Source organism: Pontibacillus chungwhensis (assembly GCF_030166655.1).
GTDB lineage: Bacteria > Bacillota > Bacilli > Bacillales > BH030062 > Pontibacillus.
Window position 1 is genome coordinate 1,444,561 of sequence record NZ_CP126446.1, and the last position, 26,919, is coordinate 1,471,479.

Here is a 26,919-nt window from a genome sequence, read left to right on the forward strand (position 1 = left end):
GTGTTGTCTCCTTTTATGCAGCTTCGTCTTTTTCCTTCTTCAGTCTCTTTTCTTTATCCTCATTGGCCATCTTAATGAACGACCATCCTAAGATCGGCAGGATCACAAGTAGCGGGAATCCTCCGATGATGCTGATGGTCTGGAGCGTCTTCAGTCCGCCTAAATACATGAAGATCATTGGCAGAACGGAAAGGGCAAGGGCCCAGAATAGACGGTTCCAGCGAAGTGGTTCTCCCTCAACGTGCTTCTGTACAACAGAGGCGATGACGTAAGAACCGGAGTCGTAAGTTGTGGATAGGAAGATAATCGCAAGCACAACAAAGACTATAATCGCAAATGTTGAAAGGGGTAGCTGTGTGAGCGTCCCGATAATGGCAGCTGGTGCTCCCTGGTTGTTTAACGTTTCGATCACCGGATACTGTCCACTTAATTCAAGGTACATGGAGTAGTTTCCTAGGATTCCGAAGAATAGAACCGTTCCAAGACTTCCAAACAGGACCGTGCCGAATACAACCTGGCGAATGGTACGTCCTTTTGAAATGCGGGCGATGAATAAGCCAACGAATGGCGCGTATACAATCCACCATGCCCAGTAGAAGACCGTCCAGCCTTCAGGGAAACCGGTTCGTTCGAATAATCCTAAGTCATTAAATGGTTCTGCCCATGTACTCATGCTGAAGAAGTTGTCCATCATGCGTCCAAGGGATGTAACCGTTGATTCGGTCATAAACGTGGTCGGTCCAACAGAAAAGATAAAGATTAATAGGGCAAAAGCTAACCATAAGTTAATGTCACTTAAGACGCGAATTCCTTTTTGGAGTCCAGAATAAGCGCTTAGTCCAAAGATTAATGTACACCCAAATAAGATAATCGATTTCGTCATAATATTGTTCGGAAGTCCAATAAGGTGGTTTAATCCTTCTGAAATAATCGGTGCAGACAGGGCAAGACCTGTACCGCCACCGCCTAATAGTCCGAACATAAATAGAATATCTACGAGTCGTCCAAGGAACCCGTCCGTGTGTTTCCCTAATACGGGGCGACACGCTTCACTGATTTTGAATACATTCGTTTTACGAACAAAGAACATGTAGCCGATCGGCAGGGCAGGGATGGCGAACATCGCCCAGGCAATCGGTCCCCAGTGGAAGAATCCATAAGTAGAAGCCCACTGAACCGCTTCTTTTGAGCCTGGCTCAAGACCAAACGGAGGTCCTTGATAATAGTAAGCCCACTCAATGACACCCCAGTAAAGAATGCCTGTCCCAATTCCACTCGTGAAGAGCATCGCTGCCCAGGAGCTTGTTTTAAATTCAGGCTTTGTATCCACATCGCCTAGTTTGATATCTCCGTAGCGGCTGATCCCTACAAAGAGTAAGAACATAAGCATCAATAATCCTACCGTTAAGAATAGGAACCCTAAGTTTTGTGTTACGACATCGTTTGCCGCTAGCACAAGTTTCTTCCCTTCTTTAGGAAAGACCATCAGCGGTACCGACACAAAGATCAGTAATGATAAGGCACCCCAAAAGGTTTTCCAATCCATTAATCTATTCGTCACAATAATTCCTCCTCATATTTCAATAAGTTGTTATTCGGTTGTTTGCCATTGAAAACTGTACTATCCAGACGGTAAACCTTTCAAAAGGGAGATTGGGTATTAAATAAGAGGATTTAAAAGAATGAAAGAGATTTTTAGATACTCAGGGCAAATTTTAACTGATTTTCGTAAAATTTATGTGCAATTCACTGATTATACAGTTTGTTTTGTACATCATAAAAATTTTATTTAAACTTTAAATGCTGTTATGTAGCGGTTTTCAGAAGGTTAAGGGAGTCATTTTGATAAAAAACGGTTTGAAACTAAACAGTCCAGATGGTATAGTTTTGACTAGTTGATCACAACAAAACAAAAAACGAATTCAAGAGGAGGAACTTTTGAATGAACAATAAAGTACTATTAACTTCTGCCGTAACAGGGGCAGGAGATACGATAAAGAAAAACCCGAATGTTCCAGTAACACCAAAGGAAATTGCTGAGTCTGCGATTGAATCAGCGAAGGCGGGGGCAACGGTTGCTCATGTTCACGCTCGCGATCCGAAAACTGGGGGCATCAGTCACGACGTCGATCATTATCGTGAAATTGTCGATCGCATTCGTGAGTCTGAAACAGATGTCATCATTAATATCACATCCGGGGGCGGGGGCGATTTCATCCCGAGCCTGCAAACACCAGCTGCTGGTGGAGACGGCACGGATATTCAAACACCAGCTGAACGCCACGAGCCGGTAGGAGAATTGCTTCCTGAAATGTGTACATTAGATTGCGGAAGCACAAACTTCGGCAACATGATCTACATGAGCCCGACCGACTGGCTTCGCGATCAGGCGAAGATGATCCAGGAGAGCGGTGTGAAGCCAGAGCTTGAGTGCTTCGATACCGGTCATATCCGTTTTGCCAATCAATTGGTGAAGGAAGGGTTAATCGACGGCGATCCAATGTATCAGTTCTGCTTAGGGATTCCTTGGGGAGCGGCAGCAGATGCGGAGACAATGCTTTATATGAAGAATCGCATTCCTGAGAACGCGCACTGGTCTGCATTTGGCATTGGACGTATGCAAATGCCAATCGCTTCTCAAACAGCACAGCTAGGCGGAAATATCCGCGTTGGACTAGAAGACAACATTTATCTATCAAAAGGTGTACCAGCAACGAACGAACAGCTTGTTGAGAAGGCTGTGAACATGCTTGGTGGACTAGATTTAGAGCCAATGACACCACAAGAAGCCCGCGAATATCTTAATCTACGAAATCCACATGGAGGGAAATAATCATGACAAAAATTGCAGTAGTCGGAACAGGAGTTATCGGAAATGGCTGGATCGCACGCATGCTTGCTCAAGGGTATGACGTTGTCGCAACAGACCCAGCAGAAGGTGCAGAAGAGCGCATGCGCCGCGCGGTTGACCATGCGTGGCCTCACGTTGAAGCACTTGGCCTTGCGGAAGGAGCTTCAAAGGACCGCCTAACGTTTGAAGCAGATCTTTCTGAAGCGGTGAAGGATGCGGATTTCATTCAGGAAAACGTACCGGAGATCGAAGAGTTAAAGCAAACGGTTCTTAAAAATATCGATCAACACGCTAAGCCGGATGCCTTGATCGGCTCAAGTACTTCTGGCATTATGCCTTCAGAACTACAAGCGAACTTAGATCACCCTGAACGTGTAGTTGTTGCTCACCCGTTCCACCCGGTTTACATCCTGCCGCTTGTTGAGGTTGTACCAGGAAAGCAGACGACCAAGGAATTTGTTCAGAAAGCGAAAGACTTCTATGAAGGCATCAACATGAGCGTACTCATTGTTCGCCATGAAATTGAAGGTCACATCGCGGACCGTCTATTAGAAGCGATCTGGCGCGAGTCTCTTCATATTGTTAACGAAGGCATTGCCACAACAGAAGAAGTGGACAAAGCGTTCACTCACGGTGCAGGTCTTCGCTACGCGCAATATGGTCCATTCTTAACATTCCACCTAGCAGGAGGCGAAGGCGGCATGCGTCACATGCTGAAGCAGTTCGGACCTGCGCTTAAGAAACCATGGACGAAGCTTGAAGCACCTGAATTAACGGATGAACTGTATGAGAAAGTCGTTTCCGGATGCGAAGAACAATCAAGCGGCATGACGATGAGTGAGCTTGACCAGAACCGAAACGAATTCTTAATTAAGCTTTATGACCTTGTGCAGGAATACTGGCCACAAGAAACAACGAAAACGAATGTGTAAAGGAGAGTCGAATATGGAACAATCCTTTTCTTATCAGGGAACCGTTCTTCATGAGTGGGTGGACTATAACGGTCATATGAATGACGCCGAGTACAATAAAGCGTTCAGCCAAGCAACGGACGCCTTTATTGACCACATCGGCCTTGATGAACGCACCCGTGAAGTGTATGACTACACAATCTACACCTTAGAGACGCATATTTGCTACCTGCAGGAAATGCATGAAGGCTCTGCCTTTACGGTTAAAGGCCAGATCTTTGATGTAGACGCAAAGCGCATTCACCTGTTTCTAATGATGGAAAATGAACAAGGCGAAGCGGTCGCAACCTTAGAGGAAATGCTGATGGGCATTGACCGTAAAGAAGGACGCGGCGCTGCTTTCCCTAATGAGGTAGCGGACAAGCTTACTGAAATGGCTGAAAGGGATGCTCAGATCGATCGCCCGAAGCAGGCTGGGAGAACGATTGGGATTCGTAGGAAATGAGATGGAGATGGTGGTGGGATGGAGGGACAGGTTCCTTGTCCCACGGGACCACGGACCAGTCCCCTTGTCCCGCAGGATAGTAATAAAAAAACTCTTCCAATAAAAATTGGAAGAGTTTTTAAGTATATCTGAGAAGATAGATTTTTAGTCTTTTCTTTTTTCTTCTTTCATTATTAAATTAAAAATTTTACCTATTAACCAAGTGAAAGTAACAAAACTTAATACTTTAATAAATAAGTTAAATGTACCATCAGTGTATAGTGTATCTATCAGTCCATTTAATAAGAGTAAGACCAGTCCTAAAGTGACTAAACCTATTAATCTAATCATATTTACCACTTTCTATTATGGAGTTTGTTTTCTGTCTCTATGGGGCACGTTTTGTTTTTAACCAATGAGCCTATAACTATTTCCAAACCACTAAAATACTACGCTGCGCACTTTCCCCGTCACAACCTGTTAAATCATAATCCGTTCTCTCTTTACTTTCATCAACATCAATCGATTTGCAGGTGGCCTCGCTTACGCTACCGGCCCCGTAGGCATCTCTCCTGGAATCAATGGTGGAATGAATAACGTCACCATCATATTTAAGATCGTGGAGAATCGGATCACCCTCGGTCGTGTACCTTACTACCCGGATTTCATCTTCACCCCCTTCATTCACATGTTCTATAAAGGCATAGAACGTTTCTACGTTAGTCATATCTCTGTGTGAATCAACGATATCTTCTGGTGATTGGACATACTCCGGTGCATCGCTATTTGTAGTGTCTTGCGTACCTTCAAAGCCATTTGATTGGCATCCTGAAAGAATGAACAAAATGATGCTGGTCACCACTAATATGTTTCTCATCATTCTCTCCCCTCCTTTTAAAAGTTTCCATTTATAGCTTTCTAGTTGTTTCGATCCTTCTATTTTAACATTAATATCCAATTGGAGGAGGGGCAAGGAAACAGGTTCATTGTCCTTGAGATTTTATTCGTAAGCACATAATGAGGTGTTGTATGGTATCCTAATACTAATGTTTGGAAAATAATGGGGCGGTTGTTTTGTGTACAGACGTATATAGGAATGTCTGTTCAATTATGTACGCTTTATTATTTTGGTGGACTATTTTTCTCGCCTTCCAACAAATCACGAACCGCTATCCAAAGATCAATCATTTAAAGTATTGTTGTTTTTATCTCTTTAAATACGAATAAATAAAGGAGAGAATTGATATGAAAAAGGTGCTCGTATTTCTAACAGATGGGTTTGCGGATTGGGAAGCCAGTTATGTTACACCGGAGTTGAATAAGCCAGATACAGGCCTTCAAGTGAAGACAGTAGGAATTGACCGAGATCCCAAAGTCTCGATGGGTGGACTCACGGTTCTTCCGGATTACAGGTTGCAAGATGTCCGAGATGCCTCTGATCTCGCGATGTTGATCTTGCCTGGTGGAACAGGGTGGAGAGAGGATAAGAACCAGCAGGCAAAGGAACTTGTAGCCACTTGTTTTCAAAAAGAGATTCCGGTGGCAGCCATTTGTGATGCTACGACGTTTTTAGGAATGCATGGATTTCTGGATCACCACGCCCATACAGGAAATTCGTTATCGTATTTAAAAGAAGGAGCACCTACTTATCAGGGAGAAGGGCATTACATAGAGGAACAATCGGTGCTTGATAGAAATTTGATTACCGCGAATGGGAGTGCAGCTCTTGAGTTCTCAAGAGATATTTTGAAACGGCTAGGTGTGTTAAAGGATGAAGAGTTGGAAGAGTGGTATAGCTTTTTCAAAAAAGGGTTTATCAAAGCGTGAGGTGGCTTCGGGACAAAGGGACAGGTTCATTGTCCCGTGGGACCAGGGACCTGTCCCCTCGTCTCGGTACCGGCTCTAATATTTGGCGAAATAAGGGGGGATACCTTTGTTTAGTGACTTATACGGAAGCGTTAGCTCTGCTCTATACGCTTTCACCTTTTGGTGGTTTCTTTTCCTGATATTTGGAAGGATCTTTAACCGCTATCCTAAAAAGAATGCTTGGAAAAAGGACGGGATCATCTCTTTTGTCCAAAGTGTTATTGTCTTACTTTCACTTCCTGTCTTAGCGGCTTTGATTGGACCGTAAAAATGGGCAGTTCATTAAGGTGTAAATTATTTGATATTATTTCTATATTATAGTAATCTGACGTAATATTTATCTTTCAATAGAAAAGAGGTAAGAGTATGCGTCAAGATATAGCGCTTGAGAAAGTAGTTGAGAGCCTGAAGCAAGAGCCATGTGTGCAAAGCTTGTTCGTGAAAGGTTCAATGGGAAGAAATGAACATGACGAGCACTCAGATATTGATTTGTATTGTCTGGTGGACGAGGACGGGGAAGCGTCTTTTCTGACACGAAGGCTTGATCACCTAAGGGCTTATAAGGATCTATTGTACTATGAATCTATTTTTATCATTGCTCCTCAGGTCATTGGAGTTTATGAGGATGGCCTACACATAGATTTGTTTACGGTAACGAAGAAGACGATCCAGGAAAAAGATTATTTTAAGGTTCTTTACGATCGTGATGAGGTAATGAAGGATTATCAGTTGACTCAAAACCTGACCTTAACGACTGAAGAAGCTAGGGATCGCGCCGAAACCGTCGTTTGGTTTTTGTTTCAGTATACGAAAGCCAAAGACAGAGGGAATGATTTGTGGGCAACGGAAATGCTTCGGGAAGTGATGCGATCTATGAGTCGGTTACTTCTTTACCGATATGCGAATGATCGGGCACAGCTAGGTATGAAAGCTATACATAAGGATTTACCGCAATCGAAAAAAGATCAGCTTCTTGAGATTTATGAGCAGATAACGCCGTCCGCTCACCATGAAGCAGGTAAGAAAATATTGAAGATGATCGATGAAGAATATGGATGGATCGCATTGGAGGCAGATGTGCCTACTCAATCGGGTAGGTTGTTAGAGTTGGTCAGAGCGCGGATCTAAATGGCGACTTTTAGATGATGGAGGTGTAGACAGTGAAACGACGACTAAACTGGTATTTCATGTTTAGTTTAATTATTTTATTGGCCCTTACCATGAATGCTTGTAACCTAAACAATGATAAGGACATCATTTTCATTCGGCATCACTTAGATGATTATAGTGCTAGCACCGAACCTTTTGAAGAAGGGATGGCGTTCACTTTAACAACAGATGAAATTGTTGAAGGAGTGGAAGAACCAAGACTTTTAGACACCGTCTATGATACTGAAGTATACCTTATCAAAGTGGAGAAGAGGGAAGATCGCTACGTGGTCGAGTTCGGTTTAGATAGTGAATTGAAATCAAACGGAACGATGGTGAGTTTATTTCGATTGAACTCCGACCAGTCGTATTCAAGAGATTTAGAATATGAAGTGGTCAATGAAAAAGGTGAAACAGCTGACATTGCTTATGGGGGTGGAGATAGTGACGCGCCTTACGAACAATCCTATCATTTCAAAATAGGTGGGGCAGAGGTGAAGAGCGGCGAACAATGGACGTTTAAACTTAGTGGAGTTTATCTTTTAGACTACTCTAAAAAGTAGAAAAAGCGGGACAATGAACCTGTCCCCTCGTCCCGCCAGTTAGGAGGGATACGATCACAAAAAAGATCTTGTTCTCAGTAGCAATATGCACTGGGTTTCTCATTCTTCTCTATCTAATGGTTTCTACCTATGCGGCAATGGAAGAGGATGCAAAGGAAAATATCCTTTCCATATCGCTAAGTTTACAGATGAGCTTGTGGGCGTTTTTGTTTGGAGTTCTGTTGGAATGGAGAGGGTTAAAGAACTTACTCAGGGGAAAAGTTAGGATCAGTTGGTTGGTAGTGCCTGCACTGCTCTTAACCGGTTTTAGTTTTATTCCCATGTTCCAATGGATCTCCTGGCTCGGTTGGGGAAATCCCTTCTTCATAAAAATGTTCTATATACCAGATCTTTATAATCTATTGGATGTAGCAGCGGGGGTCTTCTTGATTCGTTCTATAATTAGAGAGGAGTAATAGAATTGCTTCATGTTGCTTACAACTAATGAAAGGCCAGCCCTATAATAGGGCTGGCCTTTCATTTTCTTATGTATGCCTCTTACTTAAGCAGTCAGATGAGACTTCTCTCTCTTCTGGCGATAAACTTTTACGATCATTGTCCAAAGGTGATAAACTCCGATTCCTATACCCGCACCCAACGTATTTAGAATGATGTCATCTATATCTGTGCTTCTTCCTATCCCTAATGAGAATACAGTTGAAATTATGGTTTGGAAGAACTGGAACACTTCAATTCCTACTGAGCATAGAAACGCATACAAGACGACTCGTTTATAGCTCGTTGTCCACTTGAAGTAAAGCATAGCAAAAGCGAGTGGTGCAAGCATCATCAGATTCCCTAGAATTTGAAAAGTTGCATTCGGATTGTAGCGTAACACCTCAAGAATTCCAGTGAGGGGCATGAGGTTCACAAAATTGAAGACATAGCTTATATCTTCCGGTGAATAATGGATGTTCGAGAAATACCACTCGAATTCAACCGTTTGGTGATACAAAACGCAAAAGTATAAGACGAATGCGGTTCCGACGATCCAGTCGAGTACATGATGGAAGTGTGTCTGTTTTAATAGAAGACTCAACAAAATGATTATCGTTACGAGGTTTACTAGACTTTGCCCAAACAAACTACTATTGGACTGGAAGTAAAACAGGACGCCTTGGCCATAAAGAAAGATGGGCACGGCTAACAATACGTATTTTTTCACAACATCACCCTATTACTTAAATGATTTTTAGGAAGAGTGGTTCCTCTTACCTGAACGATCCCTAAACAACATTTCCATATTAAACCATATCGGTGAGGTTTTCAATGGACTCTTTAGGGTAAAAATCGGCAATTCATTTAGTGGTGCAAGACGAACACGTTTTAGTTGAAGGGGCGCATCAGTGTTTGTAAGCTAATAGATGTGGGAAGAAGGTTACATAAAGGAGCGATCTATGAAACTAGTATTTGATTTAGACGGCACCATTATTTTTAAAGGGGAACCTCTTTCTGAGGGGATTGCATCCGCGATTGCGGAGTTGCAGCATAAAGGGTTTGACGTGATCTTTGCCTCTGCCCGGCCCGTCCGTGATATGATCCCCGTTCTTGATGAACAATTCCATAATGGCACGTTAATTGGCGGGAATGGGTCTATGGTCTATAGGGAAGGGAAGCTCGTTTCTGAAACGTCATTTCAACCTGAAAGCGTGAACGCGCTACAAGAGCTGATTGAAACCTACCAAGCCACGTATTTAATCGATAGTGAATGGGATTATGCTTATACAGGCCCGGATGACCATCCTATTTTAAACAACCTTGATCCTTACCGGTTAGCATCGCATGTGCCAGTTGGGGAGTTACCTACTATTGTGAAGGTTCTGATCTTAACGGCTTCTCACATGGAAGAGTTAACAGAAAGAGTCGAGAATTTGGATGTGGTGATCCACCGCCATCATAAAGAGGACCTGATCGATATTAATCCTAAAGGCATTCATAAGTGGTCAGCTTTGCAGCAGATCGGCGTGAAGGAAGGGGAATATATCGCATTCGGGAATGACGCGAATGATATTACTATGTTCGAACACGCTGCACACGCCATCCAAATTGGGGATCTTGATTCTCTCACACCTTTTTCGGATGAAACAATTGCTTTAGGAGAAGATCAAGAAGAGCACATTATAAACAAGCTAAGAAATCTCGAACATATGACCGTTTAAATGACAATCGCAGTATTTTTTGTAGGAGAACAGTTTAGGCAGAGGGGCATGAGGTACAAATTCTCATGTCTTTTTTGTGTTCTTTTATTCACAGTTGAAGCAAGTTATTTCTCGGTACGCCTCCTTTTCCCAAACCATAACGCTCCTTCCGTATAATCTAACTGATGATCAACAAACTAAAGGAAAACATCCTAGCTGTTGGAAAGGAATCCAATTATGAAAAATATCCTCATCGCTATCATGAGTTTGTTTGTCATCATGCAACTGTCCCTGTCTCACGCCCATGCTACAAATAACCCACGAAATATCTATGAGGTGAAATCAGGCGATGCGCTATGGAAGATCGCAGCAACCTATCAAACCTCTGCTTCAGACCTGAAGCGAATAAACGGATTGCAGTCTGACTTGTTATTTGTAGGGCAGAAAATTCGGGTCCCGGTTATGTATGAAATACAGCCAGGCGATACGCTTTGGCTTTTATCTCAGTCGTTCAATTCAACTATATCTTCGATTAAAGCAGCGAATAAACTCCAATCCAATTTGCTATACGTAGGTCAAGTAATCAGAATACCTCCGAAGAAGCTTCAAATGGAAGGGCAGTTTGTTCTCATGACAAGAGAGGAGTTTAAGGATTGGATCTTTAATCACAAGTTCAGCCGTAAGGTCAATCTAATTCAACAGCACCACACATATCAGCCGAATTACCAGAGTTTTAATGGATCGAACCATTTTGCTTTACTAAAAGGGATGAAGGAGTACCACGTGAATGGGATGAAGTGGAGCGACATTAGTCAGCAGTTAACGACTTTCCCAGATGGTACTGTGGCTGTTGGCAGGTCATTCAACACCCCTCCTGAAGGATCGTTTGGTCTTCAAAATGAAGCGGCTATGAAACGGATTGAAGACAATGCCTTAGCGATCGAGAATTTAGGGAGCTTTGATAAGGGGGACAATCAAATGACGGCTGAACAACGGGAAACGATTCTAACTGTGACAGCCTTGTTAATGATAAAGTATGGGCTGACTCCTTCGGTAGATAGCGTCACCTATCACCACTGGTGGGATATTAATACAGGAGAGCGCGTGCTAGACCACGGGGCAGGGCACGCTGTTAAATCATGCCCGGGCACTGGTTTCTTCGGTGGAAATTCCACGGCGAGTGCTGAGCAGAATTTCTATCCGCTAGTCCTTCAGAAAATGAACGAGATTCGAGCGAGCTTACAGTAAATACTGGGGTCTGAGCTGAGAGTGGCGTTTTTTTATAAAAGGCCCTCCTTACTTTCAACTAAAGCATCAGAATTGTTCTCTATAAAAACGGACATGAAGCATCATCTGCCTCATATCCGTTTCGTTATGTTGAATTAATGAGCAGTATACCCGCCATCAACCAAAATGCTTGAACCAACTACGAAAGATGCATCATCGCTTGCTAGGAACGTAACGGCTTTCGCGATCTCAGATGGCTGGCCTAAGCGACCGATAGGGTGAAGGCTTGTCAGGCGTTCACGTGCAGCTTCATCTGCGTCTTTCATAATGGCTGTGTCCACGTATCCTGGGCACACAGAATTGACGCGGATGTTTTTCTTCGCATATGTAATCGCTAGCGTACGCGTCATGTTTACCACGCCGCCTTTTGCAGCAGGGTAAGATGTCATATTCGGTTGACCGACATGACCAAGGGCAGAGGCATTGTTAATGATCGAACCGCCTGATTCTTGAGTCAGCATTTGTTCGATTGCATATTTGTTGGAAAGGAATACCCCGTTTAAATTGACATCAATAAGCTTCTTCCAAGCGTCATATGTTAATTCATGAGCCGGTGTGACGTCTCCAATTCCTGCGTTCGCAAACAGAACATCAAGAGAACCGTATGTATGGACTGCCTGATGAATCAAATTCTTAATGTCCTCTTCGCTCGTAACATCTGTTTTAACGAAAAGCGTTTCAAATCCTTGATCTCGTAACTCTTGTGCGAAGGCTTCGCCGTTTTCATTTACATCAGCAATAACCACTTTCGCCCCTTGCTCGCAAAAGTCTCTTACCGTTGCTTCCCCGATTCCTGTTACCCCACCTGTGACAATGGCTACTTTGTTTTCTAGTTTCATGCTTTCTCTCCTCTCTATCTTTCGTTATCCATTTTACGCTTCTTTTGTCGAAAAGTCTCATAATTTGTTTAATTTTGTAATAAAAGTAGGTTGAAAATGGAATATAGATTGTTCAGAATCGCCTCTCCTTAAGAATATAGCCCCCTCGTTCCGCGCATTCTAATAGGAAATCTTGTGAACGAACATAAAGGAGATCCTCACATGAAAGCTGTCTGGAATAGTTTCACTAGAGACTGGAAGAGTATTGCAACGAACTGGGTCGCGATGGTCTTAATAGGTGGTCTCATCATCCTTCCTTCTTTATACGCCTGGTTTAACATAGATGCTTCTTGGGATCCGTATAGCCAAACGGATCAGCTCCCTGTAGGGATTGTGAATGAGGACAAGGGAGCAACCGTCCGTGATCAACAGATTGATGTTGGAGAGAGGCTAGTGGACACGTTGAAAGAGAATAAGAAGTTTGACTGGCACTTTACGGACCAACCAGACGCGATGGAGAAGTTGGAGTACGGAGATTACTATGCGGTGATTGTCATTCCGGAGAACTTTTCCCAGAAATTAGCCACGGTCGTTCAGGACCGTCCGGAGAAAGCAGAAGTAGCTTACTATGTGAATGAGAAGATCAATGCCATTGCTCCGAAGATTACGAATAAAGGGGCTTCTGTCATTGTGGATCAGATTACGAGCAGCTTTATCTCGGAGGTGAATGGGAGAGTAGCGGAACTCTTTAATCAACTCGGAGTAGAGCTTGAGAAAGACCTTCCTGACATTAAGAGGTTTGAGGAATATGTCTTCAAGCTAGAGGAGAACCTGCCAAAGATTCACGACCTGATCTCAGGAGCGTACAGCGATTCTAAGGAAGCGGAAGGCGTCATCAATGACGTGCAGGCTCTGATTCCGCAAGCACAAAATGTGACGGAGCAAGGCTTAACGTCGATTGACGAAACCACCTCCTTTTTAAGCAAGGCCGAAGAGCGCTTGAATGAGTTGGCTCCTAAGGTGAAAGAAGACTTAAAGACCGCCCAGGAAACAGCTGACGAGGTTAACGCTTTTCTGAAAGAGATTCAGTCAACCGATATCGATTTAAGTAAAGGCCAAGAGATTCAAAAGAAAATCGACTCACAGCTCGCTGACTCGATCAGCCAAGTTCAGAATGTACAACAGATCCTCAAGCAAGTTCAAGAAGAGCCACCAGAAGGAGAACAGGCGAATGGGGAAACAAGCACGAACAATGAAGCAATCTCAAACGCGCTAGCTGACCTCGACACCATAACGCAGGGACTTAAGGCCTTGCAAGAAACAAATGGGAAGATTGAAACATTCCTGATAGACAAGCAAAAGTCGATTGAGGCAACACTGGCAGATCTTCAAGAAACATCTGAGTCTACATCGAACCGGATAGGCGATTTTTTAAAAGAATACAACGAATCGATTGAACCTACTGTGATAAGTGAAGTAGCTAGCGCCAAGGATACGCTGGCTGAGGCGCGGTCGATCTTATCAGAGGCCCAATCAACGATCCCGAGGGTGGATCGCATCCTGAACAATACAGAGAAGGATATCGATGAAGGTCAAGGGATCCTTGAGTACATGTTAAATGAGTACCCGTATGTAAACGAGAAGGTGAATCGCTTAGCTGACCGCATTCGAGAGATTCAGGGCGAAACGGATATCAATAAGCTGATTGAGCTTCTTAAGAATGATCCGAAAGCGGAACAGAGTTTCTTTGAGGATCCGATTATGCTGAGGAAAAATGCACTTTTCCCAATCGAGAACTACGGGACAGGCATGACGCCGTTTTACACCGTTTTATCCTTATGGGTCGGAGCTTTATTACTCGTCTCCCTCCTCACGACAGACCCGGTCCACGGGGAGGAGTACCGAATCTATGAGCGCTACTTCGGGAAGCTTGCGACCTTTGTAAGCATCGGAATATTACAGACACTCGTTGTCACCCTTGGGAACTTATATCTATTGCGTATTGATATTGCCGATCCTCTCTATTTCATCCTTTTTGGCATGGTCGTGAGCGTTGTCTTTATGACGATCGTCTACACGCTCGTTTCGGTGCTCGGAGATGTAGGGAAGGCGGCAGCGATCGTTATCCTTGTGCTGCAAATTGCAGGTTCTGGTGGAACCTACCCGGTTGCCCTTCTTCCGGAGTTCTTTCAAACCATACATCCGTTTCTTCCATTCTCCTATGCGGTGGATTTGTTGAGGGAAGCGGTCGGAGGTATTGTAGATGCCCGTGTGAAAACGGACCTTTTATTTCTCACTGGATTCTGGGTGCTTTTCATCGTAATTGGGGCCTTCTTGAAAGGGCCTTTGCATAAAGGGACAAGAAGTTTAATGGAGAAGTCGCGGAAGTCTGGCATGTTCCACTAAAAAGGGTGCTTTCCTATCGAATAGCAATCCTCAGAATAGAAAAGAATAAGCAGGAGTCAGGTACCGAAAAGTGCCTTAGAAAGGAGTCGTTGTTATGCTTCAAAAATTAAATCCCGTTTTTAAAATATCAGCTGCTGTGATGATTCTGTTATCCCTTGTTGGGATTATCGCACCTGATTGGTTAGAGACCATCACGGCAAATGTTAAAGCGTTCATTGCGAATCGATTAGGATGGTATTATTTAATTGTTGTGACGTTCTTCACGATTGTGGCGTTAGTCTTTCTTATTACGCCACTTGGGAAAATCCGTCTTGGAAAACAAGATGAGAAACCGGAGTTCACAAGGCCTACGTGGGTCGCCATGTTATTTAGTGCCGGTATGGGAATTGGGCTAGTCTTCTGGGGGACGGCTGAGCCGATTAGTCATTATGCAGTTAGCTCACCGACAGGAGAAGTAGGGACCGATCAAGCGATTAAAGATGCGATGCGGTTTACTTATTTTCACTGGGGGATTCATGCCTGGGCTATTTATGGCATTGTCGCACTGGTGCTTGCGTACTTTAGCTTCAGAAGAGGTAAGCCTGGTCTTATTAGTGCCACGTTAGAGCCGATTATCGGAGATAAAGCGAACGGAAATACAGGCCGCTTAATCGATATTTTCTCTGTGATCGCAACCGTAATCGGAGTTGCCACAACACTTGGATTTGGAGCTGTTCAAATTAATGGAGGGCTTTCCTATCTCTTTGATATTCCAAGTAACTTCTTTGTGCAACTGATTATTATCGCGATTGTAACGGTGTTATTTATGATTTCAGCCTGGTCAGGGCTTGGGAAAGGGATTAAGTATTTAAGTAATGCCAACATGATTCTTGCTTTTATCTTATTCCTTCTGATGTTTATCCTTGGGCCGACATTGTTCCAGCTGAACTTATTTACCAATTCACTTGGAGCTTACATTCAGCATCTGCCTGAGATGAGCTTCCGTATTGCGCCTCTTAATGAAGACATCAGAGGCTGGATTAATTCATGGACCATTTTTTACTGGGCCTGGTGGATTGCCTGGTCCCCATTTGTAGGAATCTTTATTGCCCGCGTTTCAAGGGGGCGTAGTATCAGGGAGTTTGTATTCTTTGTGTTGTTACTGCCGTCTTTAATCGGGTTCTTATGGTTTGCTTCATTTGGCGGAACGGCCATTTCACTCGAGCATAACGGTATAGCAGCGATTTCAGAACTTGCTACTGAGAAGTCTTTATTTGGAGTATTCGAGAACTTCCCGCTTAGCATGGTCGCATCGATTGTAGCAATCTTGCTCATTAGTACCTTCTTTATCACATCTGCAGATTCAGGAACGTTCGTGCTAGGCCTGATGACAACAGGCGGTAAGGGCGACCCGAGCCAGTTCGTGAAATTAACATGGGGTGTCTTGCTCGCTGTAACCGCTCTTGCCCTTTTATACACAGGTGGCCTTCAAGCGTTACAGAACACAATGATTATTGCAGCCTTGCCATTTTCCGTCATCATGCTCCTGATGTCATTTAGCTTCGTGAAGACGGTGTATCAGGAAGGGAAAGAGCTTGGGATTGGGAAGATTGAAGGAAAGAAAAGAAAATAAATGATTAAAACGTCTAGCGTGTAGCTAGGCGTTTTTCTATAGAAGGATTCAATCTTGTGTTTATTGAAGTAAGAAGGTAGAAAGGAATGGTTCAATAAATCCACTAGATCAGGGAGGATGTAATATGCAAAACCAGAACTCTTTTATTTACACAACATATATACTGACAACGAAAGAGAAACTTTGGGAAGCTTTGACGAATGCAGAGCATACGAAGCAATATTTCTTCGGCTGTGCAGTACATGCAGACTGGCAGGAAGGAGCTTCCATTACCTATTACAGAAGTGACGGGGAGCTGGATGTGGAAGGGGTTATTAAAACGTGCGATCCCTTTGAAAAGCTTTCGTATACATGGCACCACGTTGAAGACATGGAAAGAGAAGTACCATTAGTCGTAACGTTTAAGATGAAAGAAGTCAATGATACGGTTAAATTAACGCTAACCCATGAAAATCTTTTGAGTACGGACATTAGTGAACAAGAGGATACGTTTTATGGACTGAATAACGGCTGGCCTGCAATTTTGAGTAATTTGAAGACGTATCTTGAGATGGGAAGAACATTGTCGCCGATGGATATGTAGATTGTTGGGAGTTGAGATGACCAACCTTTATTTCTGTATTATGAGAAATAAGGGTTGGTTTTTTATGTCCTTCATTCACTTCCTTTTCTATATAAAACTACATGGATTTTAGTGGTAAAAATACCGAAAAAGTGAAACGTCACCCTATACTTGATCGTAAAATTATTATAAGGGAAATATGAAACGGAGGAGTCATGATGATCGGTCTCAGGGTGAAAGAGAAAGATGGAATGGTCGTTTTAAAATGGATGCTAAGTGAAGTGAAGATTCCAAAGGCTCACATTTTAGAAGTGGTGAGTGATGAGACCTACGGAGGCAAAGATGTTCAAGCTCTTAGGATGGGGTTTCCTTACGCGACAACGGAAAGGTACCTGTTGAAGACCACGGAACAGAACTATTTGCTTTACACGGGTGATCATCATCTTAAAAAGCGGATCGAAGAAATAGTGAAGGGCTAACTACATAGGAGGATCGACAAATGGATACAAATACGACTCCAGATACTACTTTAGAAGAATATGATCATATTAATGGCTGGCTCATTCTCGTTGCAATGGGTCTTATATTTTCGATTGTTGGCAATGTCATCAAGATCTTTACGACATTCCTGCCTTTATTTGAAGAGGAAACATGGAGCGAAATTACAACCAAAGGAACAGATCTATATGCGCCGTTTCTTGGCACAACCATTATCGTAGAATCAATCGTCCAGATTCTGTTGCTCGGCTTTACCATCTTCTTGGCTGTGATGTTCTTCAAGAAGCATCGGTTAGTACCGAAGCTGATGATCTATTTTTATATAATTGCTCTGGTTCTGATTGTCATTGATAATACGGTTGCATTCGCTATCCTGCAGGAGTCAGAATTCGGTCAAATAGCCTATGGGCAACTTTACCCTCAACTATTTGGCGCCATTATTGGTGCATGTATCTGGATTCCTTATTTCTTAAAATCTAAGCGAGTGAAGTTGACGTTCACACAGACGTGGAAATCATAATCAGATCGTAAAAGCCTCCTTGCTGGGGGCTTTTTTTGGTGCCCTTCACGAAGAAGATGAAAGAGATCGACTGTTTCAAACTTTTGTTCGCCCCATTTTTGTTGTAAAGTGTTCAGTAATAATCGTTCGATTAGAGCGGTTCACTACATTAAATGAGTTGGGTGATGACTGATGGCGCTACGAGACCTTGCTTATACGCACGAGGATTTTCCGTATCTGGTGTTTTTCCCTGGTGGGAAGAAGAATAAAGGAGTGCGATCGATTCCGAATAAAGTTCGAAAAGAATCTCTCTCTCGGATTCATACGATGGTAGAGAAGATCGTAGAGGGCCGATCAAAAGAGGAGATCAAACACCTCAGGCAATTTTTACAAACAGAGGGACAAGGCGTGTTGCCTGTTCTGCTTGATAAAGAAGGGGACTTGTATCTTGGTGGGGTCGTGAAACCAGAATTGTTTCTGTTTCGCACCTTCCCTAAAGAGCACGGCATCCCGATCCATAAAGAGTACCTATTTGAGACAAAGATTTCGATGATGTCGAATCAACAGCTAGAGGCGCATGTCGAACGTTTATTTCAACAATACCTCTATTGCGCTCACTTGTCTTGGAAGACAGAAGCGGAATGGGTTCATACACTAGAAGAGCGGTTTGAAGAGCATTCCCTTGTTCAATTTGCTCACGGGAAAAAAGAGGAACTCAAGGCCGTGGAAGCGATGAACCGATCGAACCTCTTATCTCAGCTAAAGTACCCTGAAGATATTTCTTTCTGGCGCCACCGTGTGGAAATTGTGATGAGACCATTCCGTTCAATCCCATCCGAATGGCTCTGGTCTGAAGGGGCATCCTGTCACCATGAGAAAGATCTTTACATCCATTCTGAAAAGGAAGAGTTGGAGCTCTATTGTGAAGTGTGCGATTACCACGTCTACCTAAAAGAGGACGTATTGCGACTAGAAGAAGAGTTTGACCTCGAGAAAGCGAAGAAGCGCATCCACACCATCGAACGCCAATTCAATGACATTACAGCGAATAATGAGCTTGTGATAGATAAGATTCAACGACTCGGCAAAATCCGTCAAAAAGCTTATCTTTACTTAGAAGAATGGCAAAACTTAAAGGTCCTGCTCCAAAAAGTGGAGTCACTGCCTATAAAGAAAGAGGGGCAGCCTGATAGCCCTTGGATTGACCTATTTGAGGCGATAGAAGCGACGCACATGCCTGAGGGTGAACATTCCTCAGACCTTGTTTGGCTCTCCTATGTAAACCTTCCTTCTATCTCGATGCTGAAACGGGTAGAAGAGTGGGAGGAGCTCCTCAGGAAGGATGTTCGAAGAGAACTTGAGCGCCTTAAAGAATCGTTACGAGCTTTCCTTGAGGAGAACGAGATGACGCAGGAGGAAGAGTTCACCAGAGTGAATAAACATCCCCTTTACTGGGGCGAGGTGGAGCAGGTGCTCCAATTTGTGCATGACTACAGCGGCATCTATCCCGCTCATACCATTACCCAGGTTCTAATTGGCAAGGCCACGAACAAGATCCGTTCTGAAAAGTTAGATGAGGCTCTGCAATTTGGAGCGATGAACGAGTGGCAAGAGAAAGATGCGATGAAGGCGCTGAAGTCGTTAGAGAAACAAGGCTTTCTTCGGAAGTTGCAGAAGGGATTTTCTCTTACCGATAAAGCGGCTGGTTATGTTGTTCATAAAGAGTAGCCCATACAAAACCCTAAGCGGATCCGCTTAGGGTTTTGTATGGATAGGGAAATTCCTAATCAGCTCCCTTTTCCTTGAGAAACCAAGCTTTAATAGTGTAAAGTATAAACGCGTGCCAGACACCCTTTAGTGATGTAAAGAGCTGACGCGTGTCTGACACGCGTTCGTACGGTGAAGTGTTATAGAGGAGAATGTGTATTGTGAAGCGAATAGTGGTAATACTGATGCTTGTTGCGCTAGACATTGGTGTTAAGCGGTGGATGGATGCTCGGTTAGACCTTGATGAAGTCATTCAGGTTATTCCTGGATGGCTGGAATGGAATCTTCTATACAATGAAGGCATATCAGGTGGACGATTACGTTCTGTTTCCTGGGTGATTATTCCGATGCAAGTCATCATCATCAGCTGTATTTTCCTTTGGTGGAGTGTGCCTCATCATTCAAAGAGACTCCTTCGAAACGCAGCTTTCATTCTCGTGTTAAGTGGAGGTATTGGAAATTTCATAGATCGCTTGTTTTTAGGTCATGTTATAGATTTTATTCATATTGAAGGTCGGTCAGGGATTTTTAACATAGCCGATCTATATATTCTATTTGGCTTTATTGGGCTTGCTGTATGGACATATACATCTAGTGAAGATCCTGAGTATTCCTGAATGTATACATAAGAAAGGAACCATTTCGGAAGTTTTTTTCTTTAGCTAACGATTTGATCATAGTAAAAAAGGTCCGTCTCCTGAATTGGGAGGCGGACCTTTTTGTAGTTTCCTTTATCTCACTGCGGTACGATCCAGTCTATACGGGGCTACCCGGGTGGCTTGCGCTTTTGATGACATCTAGCTCCAGCCACCCAGCCCCTAGTAGACTTCCCTTACCGCCGGTCGATAAGTCAACATCGATTCGCCGCTGGCTCACCGTGTTTCCTTTATCTTACTGTGGTACGGTCCAGCCTATACGGGGCTAACCGGGTGGCTTGCGCTTTTGATGACATCTAGCTCCAGCCACCCAGCCCCTAGTAGACTTCCCTTACCGCCGGTCGATAAGTCAACATCGATTCGCCGCTGGCTCACCGTGTTTCCTTTATCTTACTGTGGTACGGTCCAGCCTATACGGGGCTAACCGGGTGGCTTGCGCTTTTTATGACATCCAGCTCCAGCCACCCAGCCCCTAGTAGACTTCCCTTACCGCCGGTCGATAAGTCAACATCGATTCGCCGCTGGCTCACCGTGTTTCCTTTATCTCACTGCGGTACGGTCCAGTCTATACGGGGCTACCCGGGTGGCTTGCGCTTTTGTTACTACTGCGCAGTGTATCCTCCGTCTACAAGGAGGTTGGCTCCGACCATGAAGGAGGCGTCGTCGCTTGCTAGGAAGCTGACGGCTTTGGCGATTTCTTCAGGCTGGCCTAGGCGACCGATTGGGTGGGCGCTGACTAAGCCTTTTCGCATGTCTTCATCTGCATTTTCAAGGATGGCTGTTTCTACATAGCCAGGACATACGGCGTTTACACGAATCTTGTTTTGGGCGTACGTCACGCCGAGAGAGCGGGTCAGGTTGACGACGCCACCTTTTGCGGCAGCATAGGAGGTGACGTTTGGTTGACCTACATGACCAAGGATGGATGCGTTATTAATGATCGCTCCTCCGGATTCTTGTTTCAGCATTTGATCGATTGCATATTTGTTAGCCAAGAACACGCCGTTCATGTTTACATCCATTAAGTTCTTCCATGAATCATAGGACAATTCGTGTGCGGGTGTGGCATCTCCGATTCCGGCATTGGCAAATAAGATATCAAGAGAACCAAACTGATCCACCGTTTGGTTAACGAGGTTCTTAATGTCTTCTTCTTTTGTAACATCCGTCTTAATAAAGCGTGTTTTATACCCTTCATTGTTCAGTTCTCCTGCGAGCTCTTCTCCGCATTCATTTACATCTGCAATGACGACTTTCGCTCCATTCTTACAGAAGTCTCTTACTGCGGCCTCACCAATTCCCGTATAACCTCCCGTTACAACAGCTACTTTATCCTGTAGTTTCATAGAAAAATCTCTCCTCTCAAATTACATATTTCATCCCACTATTTTCCACTCAATACCTACTTATAAACCTCTTTTCCGCATGAATAGGCTAAGAAATGTTTACCAAGATTTTTATAGGGAATGGGAGAGAAGAAGCAACACTTTAGTACGATGAAGTAAATAATTGTAAAAGGATGATGACATGAACAGTAACGATTACCTGCTTGAGGACCTAGTAAATGGAACCGTTTGGGGCCCTGAATCCCAGGTTATTTCCTCTGTTACTTATGATTCACGCGAAATTCAAAATCAAGATGCGTTTGTGTGTATAGCCGGCGAGCACCACAATGGGCACCTTTTTATAGAACAAGCTATTCATAATGGAGCAAAGACCATTATTGGTACAGATTTAGAACGACTACGTACATACTCTGAGAAATACGCTTCTGTTAGTTTTATTAAGGTGGAAGATAGCCGATTGGCTCTTGCTCAGGTTTCCTCTGCTGTTTTCGGTTCTCCGTCAGAATCGTTATACACCATCGGGGTAACGGGAACAAATGGGAAGACGACGGTATCAACATTTATACATTCCCTGCTTAATAATCTATCTTGTAAAACAGGCTGTCTTGGAACAGCTGGCATTTGGGATGATCAACAGAAAACCGATTTTAAACAAACCGTGCCAACGACTCCTGAAGCACCGGATATTCACCGTGTATTAGATTATTTCAAGCAGCGTGATTTGAAAGCCGCGGTTATTGAGTCGACTTCTATTGCGATTGAACAGAAGCGCCTAGCCGGCATTGATTTCAATGTAGCCGTGCATACAAACCTGACACCTGAACACCTCGAATTTCATGGAACAATGGAAGCCTATAAAGAAGCGAAAATGAAATTATTTGATCAGGCGAAAAGGGCCGTAGTAAACCTCGACGATCCGGTAATGTCACCTTCTTTAATTGAGCGTTTCGATGGTTCCCTGATGACCTATGGAACGCACGAAGCAGCTGACTTCCGGGCAGATAAAATACGCACGACAATCGAAGGGACGTCCTTCACCCTCATCTTTGATGATCTTCATTATCGCGTAGATGCACCTATTTTTGGAGAGTATAATGTGTCTAATTTACTTGCTGCGATAGCGGCTTGTTACCAGATGGGCTATCCTCTTCAGGAGATTTTATCTGAGGTATGGGGCATTACTTGTCCTGAAGGACGTTATCAGCTTGTGCAGAATGAGGCGCCTTTCCAGATTGTCCTCGATTACGCTCATACACCGGACGCACTAGCGACTGTGTTGAATACTGTGCAGCAAGTTCCGCACCGAAAGTTAATTGTAATGATTACAGGAGTAGGTCTAAGGGATCCGAAGAAGCGCCCGCAAATGGCGGAGGTCGCTGAAGGCATAGGGGATGAGATCATCGTAAGTGTGGATCAGCCTGGCCATGCCGATCGCCAAGAGGTCGTGAATGATGTGTTAAAAGGCTTCAAGCAACCACATGCACCTACTATTCATTCAAAACTTCACCGCGAAGACGCGATCCATCATGCCTTTGACCTGGCAGAACCAGGAGACCTGGTACTTCTAACCGGAATCGGCTTTGGAGGCTATCAGATTATAGGGGACGAACGAGTTCCTTATTCAGAAATGGATGTAGTAAACGCCTATTTCGATCAGGATTACCGTTTTCGGAAGACGGTTTAAATTAGATTAGGGGATGACGTCTAGATTCCGGGTTTTGACGTCGAGAAAAGCACCGCCGACGTCTAGAATTCTCGTTCGCACGTCGAGAACCGCAAGCCCGACGTCTAGAATCCGCGCTGGCATGTCGAGAAAAGCACCGCCGACGTCTAGAATCCGCGCTGGGACGTCGAGAACCGTACCGCCGACGTCTAGAATCCGCGCTGGCACGTCGAGAAAAGCACCGCCGACGTCTAGAATCCGCGCTGGCATGTCGAGAAAAGCGCCGCCGACGTCTAGAATCCGCGCTGGGACGTCGAGAACCGTACCGCCGACGTCTAGAATCCGCGCTGGCACGTCGAGAAAAGCACCGCCGACGTCTAGAATCCGCGCTGGCATGTCGAGAAAAGCGCCGCCGACGTCTAGAATCCGCGCTGGGACGTCGAGAACCGCATGCCCAACATCTAGATCCCGCACCACCACGATTAGAAAACACGCCCAACTAAATAAAACAAGAAAAAATGCTTCACGGTTTACCGTGAAGCATTTTTTTATGCGCGCCGCGAGTGGCTTCTTGGAACCGTAAGCGATTGCACGTTTTAAAAAGGGTTTGAAATCTCATTCGGATGGTGGTAATTTGTTTAAATGTGATTTTAAAATTGGACTTATGCATTTGAAAGATTAGAAAGAGGGAAGAACATCATGAACAACATACTTTGGGGAATCGGTGGTATGCTTACCATCTTCTTAATTGCGATTTTATTTTCTACGAATCGGAAAGCGATCAATTGGCGGACCGTGTTGGGTGGTCTGGGTATTCAACTCTTGTTCGCTTTCCTCGTATTCGAAACAAGTTGGGGACAGAATATATTACAGCATATGTCCGGGGCTGTCAATAACTTAATCGGATATACAACAAAAGGAATTGAATTCCTATACGGACCTCTTATTAATCATGAGGGAATAGGAATGATGTTTGCGTTTCAAGTATTGCCAACCATTATCTTCTTTAGTTCACTTATTGCTGTCTTGTATCACCTTGGGATTATGCAGAAATTAATTATGCTAATTGGTGGATTCTTATCGAAAGTACTTGGTACGACGAAGGTTGAAAGTATCAATGCAGCGGGGAATATTTTTGTCGGGCAAACAGAGGCTCCGCTGCTGATACGTCCGTTTATCTCAACGATTTCAAGATCAGAACTCTTTGCTGTGATGACAGGTGGTTTCACGTCGATTGCCGGCTCAACACTCGTAGGGTATTCACTCCTTGGCATTCAGGTGGAGTACTTGCTCGCTGCCTCGTTTATGGCCGCGCCTGCAGCGCTTGTTCTTGCGAAGTTATTTGTACCAGAAACAGAGGCGAAACAAGAATTAGTGGAGGAAGTGGCACCAGAAGAAAGTGACACGACGAACATATTCGATGCGATCGCAAATGGTGCTATTACAGGGCTTAAGCTTGCCGTTAATATCGGCGCCATTCTCCTTTCATTTATTGCATTGCTCGCTTTATTAAATGGAATTCTTGGCTGGGCTGGTGATGTAGTTGGGATCACCATCACCCTTGAGAAACTGTTAGGCTATGTGTTCGCACCTCTTGCCTTTGTAATAGGAGTGCCGTGGGATGAAGCGGCTCGTGCTGCTAGTTTCATTGGACAGAAGATTGTTACGAATGAATTCGTGGCCTTCGACAGTCTTGCCCAGGTGAAGGGTGAGCTAAGTGCGAAAGCGGAGATCGTAACGACTTTTGCTCTAACAGGCTTCGGAAGTCTGTCAGGAATTGGCGTGCAGATCGGTGCGTTGGGCGGAATGGCGCCAGACCGTCGTAAAGACGTAGCCAATCTTGGACTTCGTGCGGTTATTGCTGCGACACTTGCGAACTTGTTGTCTGCAAGCATTGCAGGAATGTTTTTATTTTAAAATAGAGGGAGTACCCTTGGCTTCTGCTGAGGGTGCTTTTTTTAGTAGTGGGTCAGGTCTTACGTTCCTTTCTATATAAAAGACGTTTGTGTAAGTTTCGGATTTTCTATATATTCTACATAGAAGAAATTTTAGGAATAGGGTAGTGGTGAAGATGAATCCTTATCACATTTTAATCATAGAAGATGAAGTACGAATCCGAGAAGAGCTTCAGGAGTACGTGGGCAATATGGGGTACCGTGTAGATGCAGTCACGGACTTCCAGCGTGTCCTTCCTTCTGTGCAAGAGGCCAATCCGGATCTGATTTTGCTAGATATTAATCTTCCATACATTGATGGATATACACTTAGCCGGGAGATTCGAAAGCAATCAAACGTCCCGATCATTATCGTCACGAGTCGTGATAATGAAATGGACGAGTTAATGAGTATGAATCTTGGAGCGGATGATTTCGTGACGAAGCCGTACAATCTGCAAATTCTTATGGCCCGAATCGAGGCCGTGTTGAAACGTGCCTATGCCAATCAGAGTTCGCATACGCTTCAGAACGAAGGGATGGAGCTTGATGTCGCCAAAGGGATTATTCGCTATCAAGGACTAGAGCAGATCCTGACGAAGAATGAACTGCAAATCTTGCATTATATGATGGAGAACAAGGGGACCATTGTTTCAAGAGAACAGCTGATGGAGTATTTATGGTCATCTGAAATTTTTGTAGATGATAATACGCTGTCGGTTAATATGACGCGCCTACGGAAGAAGATCGAACAGATTGGTATGAGAAATCCAATTGAAACGAGAAGAGGACTGGGGTACGTTCTAACATGAATATTCAATCGTACATAAAGGAAAAGCTTGTCTTCCTGGTCACGAATCTCTTTCTTTTCGCTGTTTTTTGTATCATTCTTTGGAAAATTCGCGTGAGCCCTGGTCTTATTGCTGTTGTGGGTCTTGCTTGGTTTGTTCCTTTACTGCTCTCGTATGCGATCGACTATCTTAAGAAGAGAACGTATTACCAGGAGCTCGCTGAAGCGCAGGCGTCTCTCGATAAGAAATACCTGTTGCCTGAGTTAATTAAGCGGCCTTCTTTTTTAGAAGGGAAAATTGTGCACGATGTGTTTCAGGATGCATACAAGCAGATGCATGAGCATGTGAACTTCTACAAGCGTGAAGAAGAGGAATACCAGGATTATATCGAAATGTGGGTGCATGAGATTAAAACGCCCATTGCGTCGGCGAAATTGATGGGGCAGAACCGGAATGTCGACCAAGGCATTTTAGAAGAGCTGGATAAAACGGAACGCTTTGTCGAGCAGGTGTTATATTTCGCGAGAAGTCGGTATGTCAGCGAAGATTATATGATACGCGAGTTCCCTTTAAAAGAAGTCATTCACAAGGTTGCAAAGCGCAATGCGAAGGCGTTTATTTACAACCGCATTTCGTTAGAGATTGGTGAAATGGATGAGACGGTCTACAGTGACATAAAGTGGGTAGAGTTTATGTTGAACCAGATCGTTGTCAATGCAACGAAATACATCCGTTCTGATCAACCGTTCTTAAAGGTCTACACGACTCATCAAGAGAACAGCCTCGTTCTCACGCTTGAAGATAACGGAATCGGCATTTCAGAACGGGATATCAGTCGTGTGTTTGACAAAGGATTTACAGGAGAGAATGGGCGGATGTATAGCAAATCTACAGGTATGGGACTCTATTTATGTAAACGCCTGGCTGATAAATTGCATTTAGGCTTGAAGCTTGAATCAGAGCAAGGGAAAGGGACAAAGGTGCATCTCATCTTCCCCAAAAGCAAAGTGTTCTTAATGGAATCGTAATCGAGCGGTTCCATTTTTGTCGTCTCAAAGGATTCGTATGGCAACGAAACC

26 protein-coding genes are annotated in these 26,919 nt (G+C 44.1%); 20 read left to right on the forward strand and 6 right to left on the reverse strand.

Translation table 11 applies throughout. The annotated features are described in order from the left end of the window. Positions 1 to 13: 13 nt before the first annotated feature. Positions 14 to 1,561 (reverse strand): BCCT family transporter, encoded by a 1,548-nt coding sequence (locus tag QNI29_RS07545; protein ID WP_231415768.1) that lies wholly within the window; start codon positions 1,559 to 1,561, stop codon positions 14 to 16. Positions 1,562 to 1,942: 381 nt separating this feature from the next. On the opposite strand from QNI29_RS07545, the gene QNI29_RS07550 reads away from it, so the two are divergent. Genes QNI29_RS07550 through QNI29_RS07560 form a run of 3 tightly spaced genes read left to right on the forward strand, consistent with a single transcriptional unit; the run spans position 1,943 to position 4,267 of the window. Next, positions 1,943 to 2,833 (forward strand): beta-keto acid cleavage family enzyme, encoded by an 891-nt coding sequence (locus tag QNI29_RS07550; protein WP_231415769.1) that lies wholly within the window; start codon positions 1,943 to 1,945, stop codon positions 2,831 to 2,833. Positions 2,834 to 2,835: 2 nt separating this feature from the next. After that, positions 2,836 to 3,783: a 3-hydroxyacyl-CoA dehydrogenase NAD-binding domain-containing protein gene (locus QNI29_RS07555; protein ID WP_231415770.1), complete on the forward strand. Its 948-nt coding sequence runs from the start codon at positions 2,836 to 2,838 to the stop codon at positions 3,781 to 3,783. 13 nt (positions 3,784 to 3,796) lie between these two features. Continuing rightward, positions 3,797 to 4,267: a thioesterase family protein gene (locus QNI29_RS07560; protein ID WP_231415771.1), complete on the forward strand. Its 471-nt coding sequence runs from the start codon at positions 3,797 to 3,799 to the stop codon at positions 4,265 to 4,267. Between the two features lie 406 nt (positions 4,268 to 4,673). On the opposite strand, the gene QNI29_RS07565 is transcribed toward QNI29_RS07560, so the two are convergent. Continuing rightward, on the reverse strand, positions 4,674 to 5,126 hold the full coding sequence (locus QNI29_RS07565; RefSeq protein WP_231415772.1) for a DUF4362 domain-containing protein: 453 nt from the start codon (positions 5,124 to 5,126) through the stop codon (positions 4,674 to 4,676). 365 nt (positions 5,127 to 5,491) lie between these two features. On the opposite strand from QNI29_RS07565, the gene QNI29_RS07570 reads away from it, so the two are divergent. From QNI29_RS07570 to QNI29_RS07585, 4 genes are all read left to right on the forward strand, one after another. After that, positions 5,492 to 6,073 carry a type 1 glutamine amidotransferase family protein gene (locus QNI29_RS07570; protein WP_231415773.1) on the forward strand — a complete coding sequence of 194 codons (582 nt, stop codon included), beginning with the start codon at positions 5,492 to 5,494 and terminating at the stop codon, positions 6,071 to 6,073. Between the two features lie 405 nt (positions 6,074 to 6,478). Continuing rightward, the gene (locus QNI29_RS07575) at positions 6,479 to 7,240 is read left to right on the forward strand and encodes a nucleotidyltransferase domain-containing protein (protein ID WP_231415774.1); all 762 of its coding nucleotides are present in this window, start codon (positions 6,479 to 6,481) and stop codon (positions 7,238 to 7,240) included. A gap of 32 nt (positions 7,241 to 7,272) precedes the next feature. Further along, entirely contained in the window at positions 7,273 to 7,824 is a 552-nt protein-coding gene (locus QNI29_RS07580) for a hypothetical protein (RefSeq protein WP_231415775.1), read from the forward strand. 116 nt (positions 7,825 to 7,940) lie between these two features. Further along, entirely contained in the window at positions 7,941 to 8,279 is a 339-nt protein-coding gene (locus QNI29_RS07585) for a hypothetical protein (RefSeq protein WP_231415776.1), read from the forward strand. A gap of 86 nt (positions 8,280 to 8,365) precedes the next feature. On the opposite strand, the gene QNI29_RS07590 is transcribed toward QNI29_RS07585, so the two are convergent. After that, a complete protein-coding gene (locus tag QNI29_RS07590; RefSeq protein WP_231415777.1) occupies positions 8,366 to 9,028 on the reverse strand; it encodes a VanZ family protein in 663 nt (220 codons plus the stop codon). Between the two features lie 232 nt (positions 9,029 to 9,260). Here QNI29_RS07590 and QNI29_RS07595 point away from each other — a divergent pair, with 232 nt between their 5' ends. Continuing rightward, positions 9,261 to 10,022, forward strand: coding sequence for an HAD-IIB family hydrolase (locus tag QNI29_RS07595; RefSeq protein ID WP_231415778.1), 762 nt, complete (start codon positions 9,261 to 9,263; stop codon positions 10,020 to 10,022). A gap of 216 nt (positions 10,023 to 10,238) precedes the next feature. Then, positions 10,239 to 11,249 carry a peptidoglycan recognition protein family protein gene (locus tag QNI29_RS07600; RefSeq protein WP_284526943.1) on the forward strand — a complete coding sequence of 337 codons (1,011 nt, stop codon included), beginning with the start codon at positions 10,239 to 10,241 and terminating at the stop codon, positions 11,247 to 11,249. 134 nt (positions 11,250 to 11,383) lie between these two features. Here the strand turns inward: QNI29_RS07600 and QNI29_RS07605 are convergent, their stop codons facing one another. Further along, complete coding sequence (locus QNI29_RS07605) at positions 11,384 to 12,127, reverse strand: SDR family NAD(P)-dependent oxidoreductase (RefSeq protein ID WP_231415780.1); 744 nt, start codon at positions 12,125 to 12,127, stop codon at positions 11,384 to 11,386. A gap of 201 nt (positions 12,128 to 12,328) precedes the next feature. On the opposite strand from QNI29_RS07605, the gene QNI29_RS07610 reads away from it, so the two are divergent. The 7 genes from QNI29_RS07610 to lspA all read left to right on the forward strand — a co-directional run bounded on the left by QNI29_RS07610 (position 12,329) and on the right by lspA (position 20,067). Beyond that, positions 12,329 to 14,512 carry a YhgE/Pip domain-containing protein gene (locus tag QNI29_RS07610; protein WP_231415781.1) on the forward strand — a complete coding sequence of 728 codons (2,184 nt, stop codon included), beginning with the start codon at positions 12,329 to 12,331 and terminating at the stop codon, positions 14,510 to 14,512. A 94-nt stretch (positions 14,513 to 14,606) separates the two neighbouring features. After that, positions 14,607 to 16,124 (forward strand): glycine betaine uptake BCCT transporter, encoded by a 1,518-nt coding sequence (locus QNI29_RS07615; RefSeq protein ID WP_231415782.1) that lies wholly within the window; start codon positions 14,607 to 14,609, stop codon positions 16,122 to 16,124. 124 nt (positions 16,125 to 16,248) lie between these two features. Next, positions 16,249 to 16,707 (forward strand): SRPBCC family protein, encoded by a 459-nt coding sequence (locus QNI29_RS07620; protein WP_231415783.1) that lies wholly within the window; start codon positions 16,249 to 16,251, stop codon positions 16,705 to 16,707. 194 nt (positions 16,708 to 16,901) lie between these two features. Continuing rightward, positions 16,902 to 17,165, forward strand: a complete 264-nt coding sequence (locus tag QNI29_RS07625) for a SunI/YnzG family protein (RefSeq protein WP_231415784.1) — start codon at positions 16,902 to 16,904, stop codon at positions 17,163 to 17,165. 20 nt (positions 17,166 to 17,185) lie between these two features. Further along, positions 17,186 to 17,704 carry a DUF2569 domain-containing protein gene (locus QNI29_RS07630; RefSeq protein WP_231415785.1) on the forward strand — a complete coding sequence of 173 codons (519 nt, stop codon included), beginning with the start codon at positions 17,186 to 17,188 and terminating at the stop codon, positions 17,702 to 17,704. Between the two features lie 171 nt (positions 17,705 to 17,875). Further along, complete coding sequence (locus QNI29_RS07635) at positions 17,876 to 19,411, forward strand: RQC-minor-2 family DNA-binding protein (RefSeq protein ID WP_231415786.1); 1,536 nt, start codon at positions 17,876 to 17,878, stop codon at positions 19,409 to 19,411. Positions 19,412 to 19,611: 200 nt separating this feature from the next. Further along, positions 19,612 to 20,067 (forward strand): signal peptidase II, encoded by a 456-nt coding sequence (lspA, locus tag QNI29_RS07640; protein ID WP_231415787.1) that lies wholly within the window; start codon positions 19,612 to 19,614, stop codon positions 20,065 to 20,067. Between the two features lie 641 nt (positions 20,068 to 20,708). On the opposite strand, the gene QNI29_RS07645 is transcribed toward lspA, so the two are convergent. Next, complete coding sequence (locus tag QNI29_RS07645; RefSeq protein WP_231415788.1) at positions 20,709 to 21,452, reverse strand: SDR family NAD(P)-dependent oxidoreductase; 744 nt, start codon at positions 21,450 to 21,452, stop codon at positions 20,709 to 20,711. A gap of 181 nt (positions 21,453 to 21,633) precedes the next feature. Here QNI29_RS07645 and QNI29_RS07650 point away from each other — a divergent pair, with 181 nt between their 5' ends. Then, the gene (locus QNI29_RS07650) at positions 21,634 to 23,136 is read left to right on the forward strand and encodes a UDP-N-acetylmuramoyl-L-alanyl-D-glutamate--2,6-diaminopimelate ligase (protein WP_231415789.1); all 1,503 of its coding nucleotides are present in this window, start codon (positions 21,634 to 21,636) and stop codon (positions 23,134 to 23,136) included. A gap of 6 nt (positions 23,137 to 23,142) precedes the next feature. Here the strand turns inward: QNI29_RS07650 and QNI29_RS07655 are convergent, their stop codons facing one another. Then, positions 23,143 to 23,589: a hypothetical protein gene (locus QNI29_RS07655; protein ID WP_284526944.1), complete on the reverse strand. Its 447-nt coding sequence runs from the start codon at positions 23,587 to 23,589 to the stop codon at positions 23,143 to 23,145. A gap of 225 nt (positions 23,590 to 23,814) precedes the next feature. On the opposite strand from QNI29_RS07655, the gene QNI29_RS07660 reads away from it, so the two are divergent. The 3 genes from QNI29_RS07660 (at position 23,815) to QNI29_RS07670 (ending at position 26,868) form a co-directional block, all read left to right on the forward strand. After that, positions 23,815 to 25,032, forward strand: a complete 1,218-nt coding sequence (locus QNI29_RS07660) for a NupC/NupG family nucleoside CNT transporter (RefSeq protein ID WP_231415790.1) — start codon at positions 23,815 to 23,817, stop codon at positions 25,030 to 25,032. A gap of 154 nt (positions 25,033 to 25,186) precedes the next feature. Continuing rightward, on the forward strand, positions 25,187 to 25,861 hold the full coding sequence (locus QNI29_RS07665; protein WP_231415791.1) for a response regulator transcription factor: 675 nt from the start codon (positions 25,187 to 25,189) through the stop codon (positions 25,859 to 25,861). After that, positions 25,858 to 26,868: a sensor histidine kinase gene (locus tag QNI29_RS07670; RefSeq protein ID WP_231415792.1), complete on the forward strand. Its 1,011-nt coding sequence runs from the start codon at positions 25,858 to 25,860 to the stop codon at positions 26,866 to 26,868. Before QNI29_RS07665 ends, QNI29_RS07670 begins: the two co-directional genes overlap by 4 nt. The last annotated feature ends 51 nt before the right edge of the window (positions 26,869 to 26,919 follow it).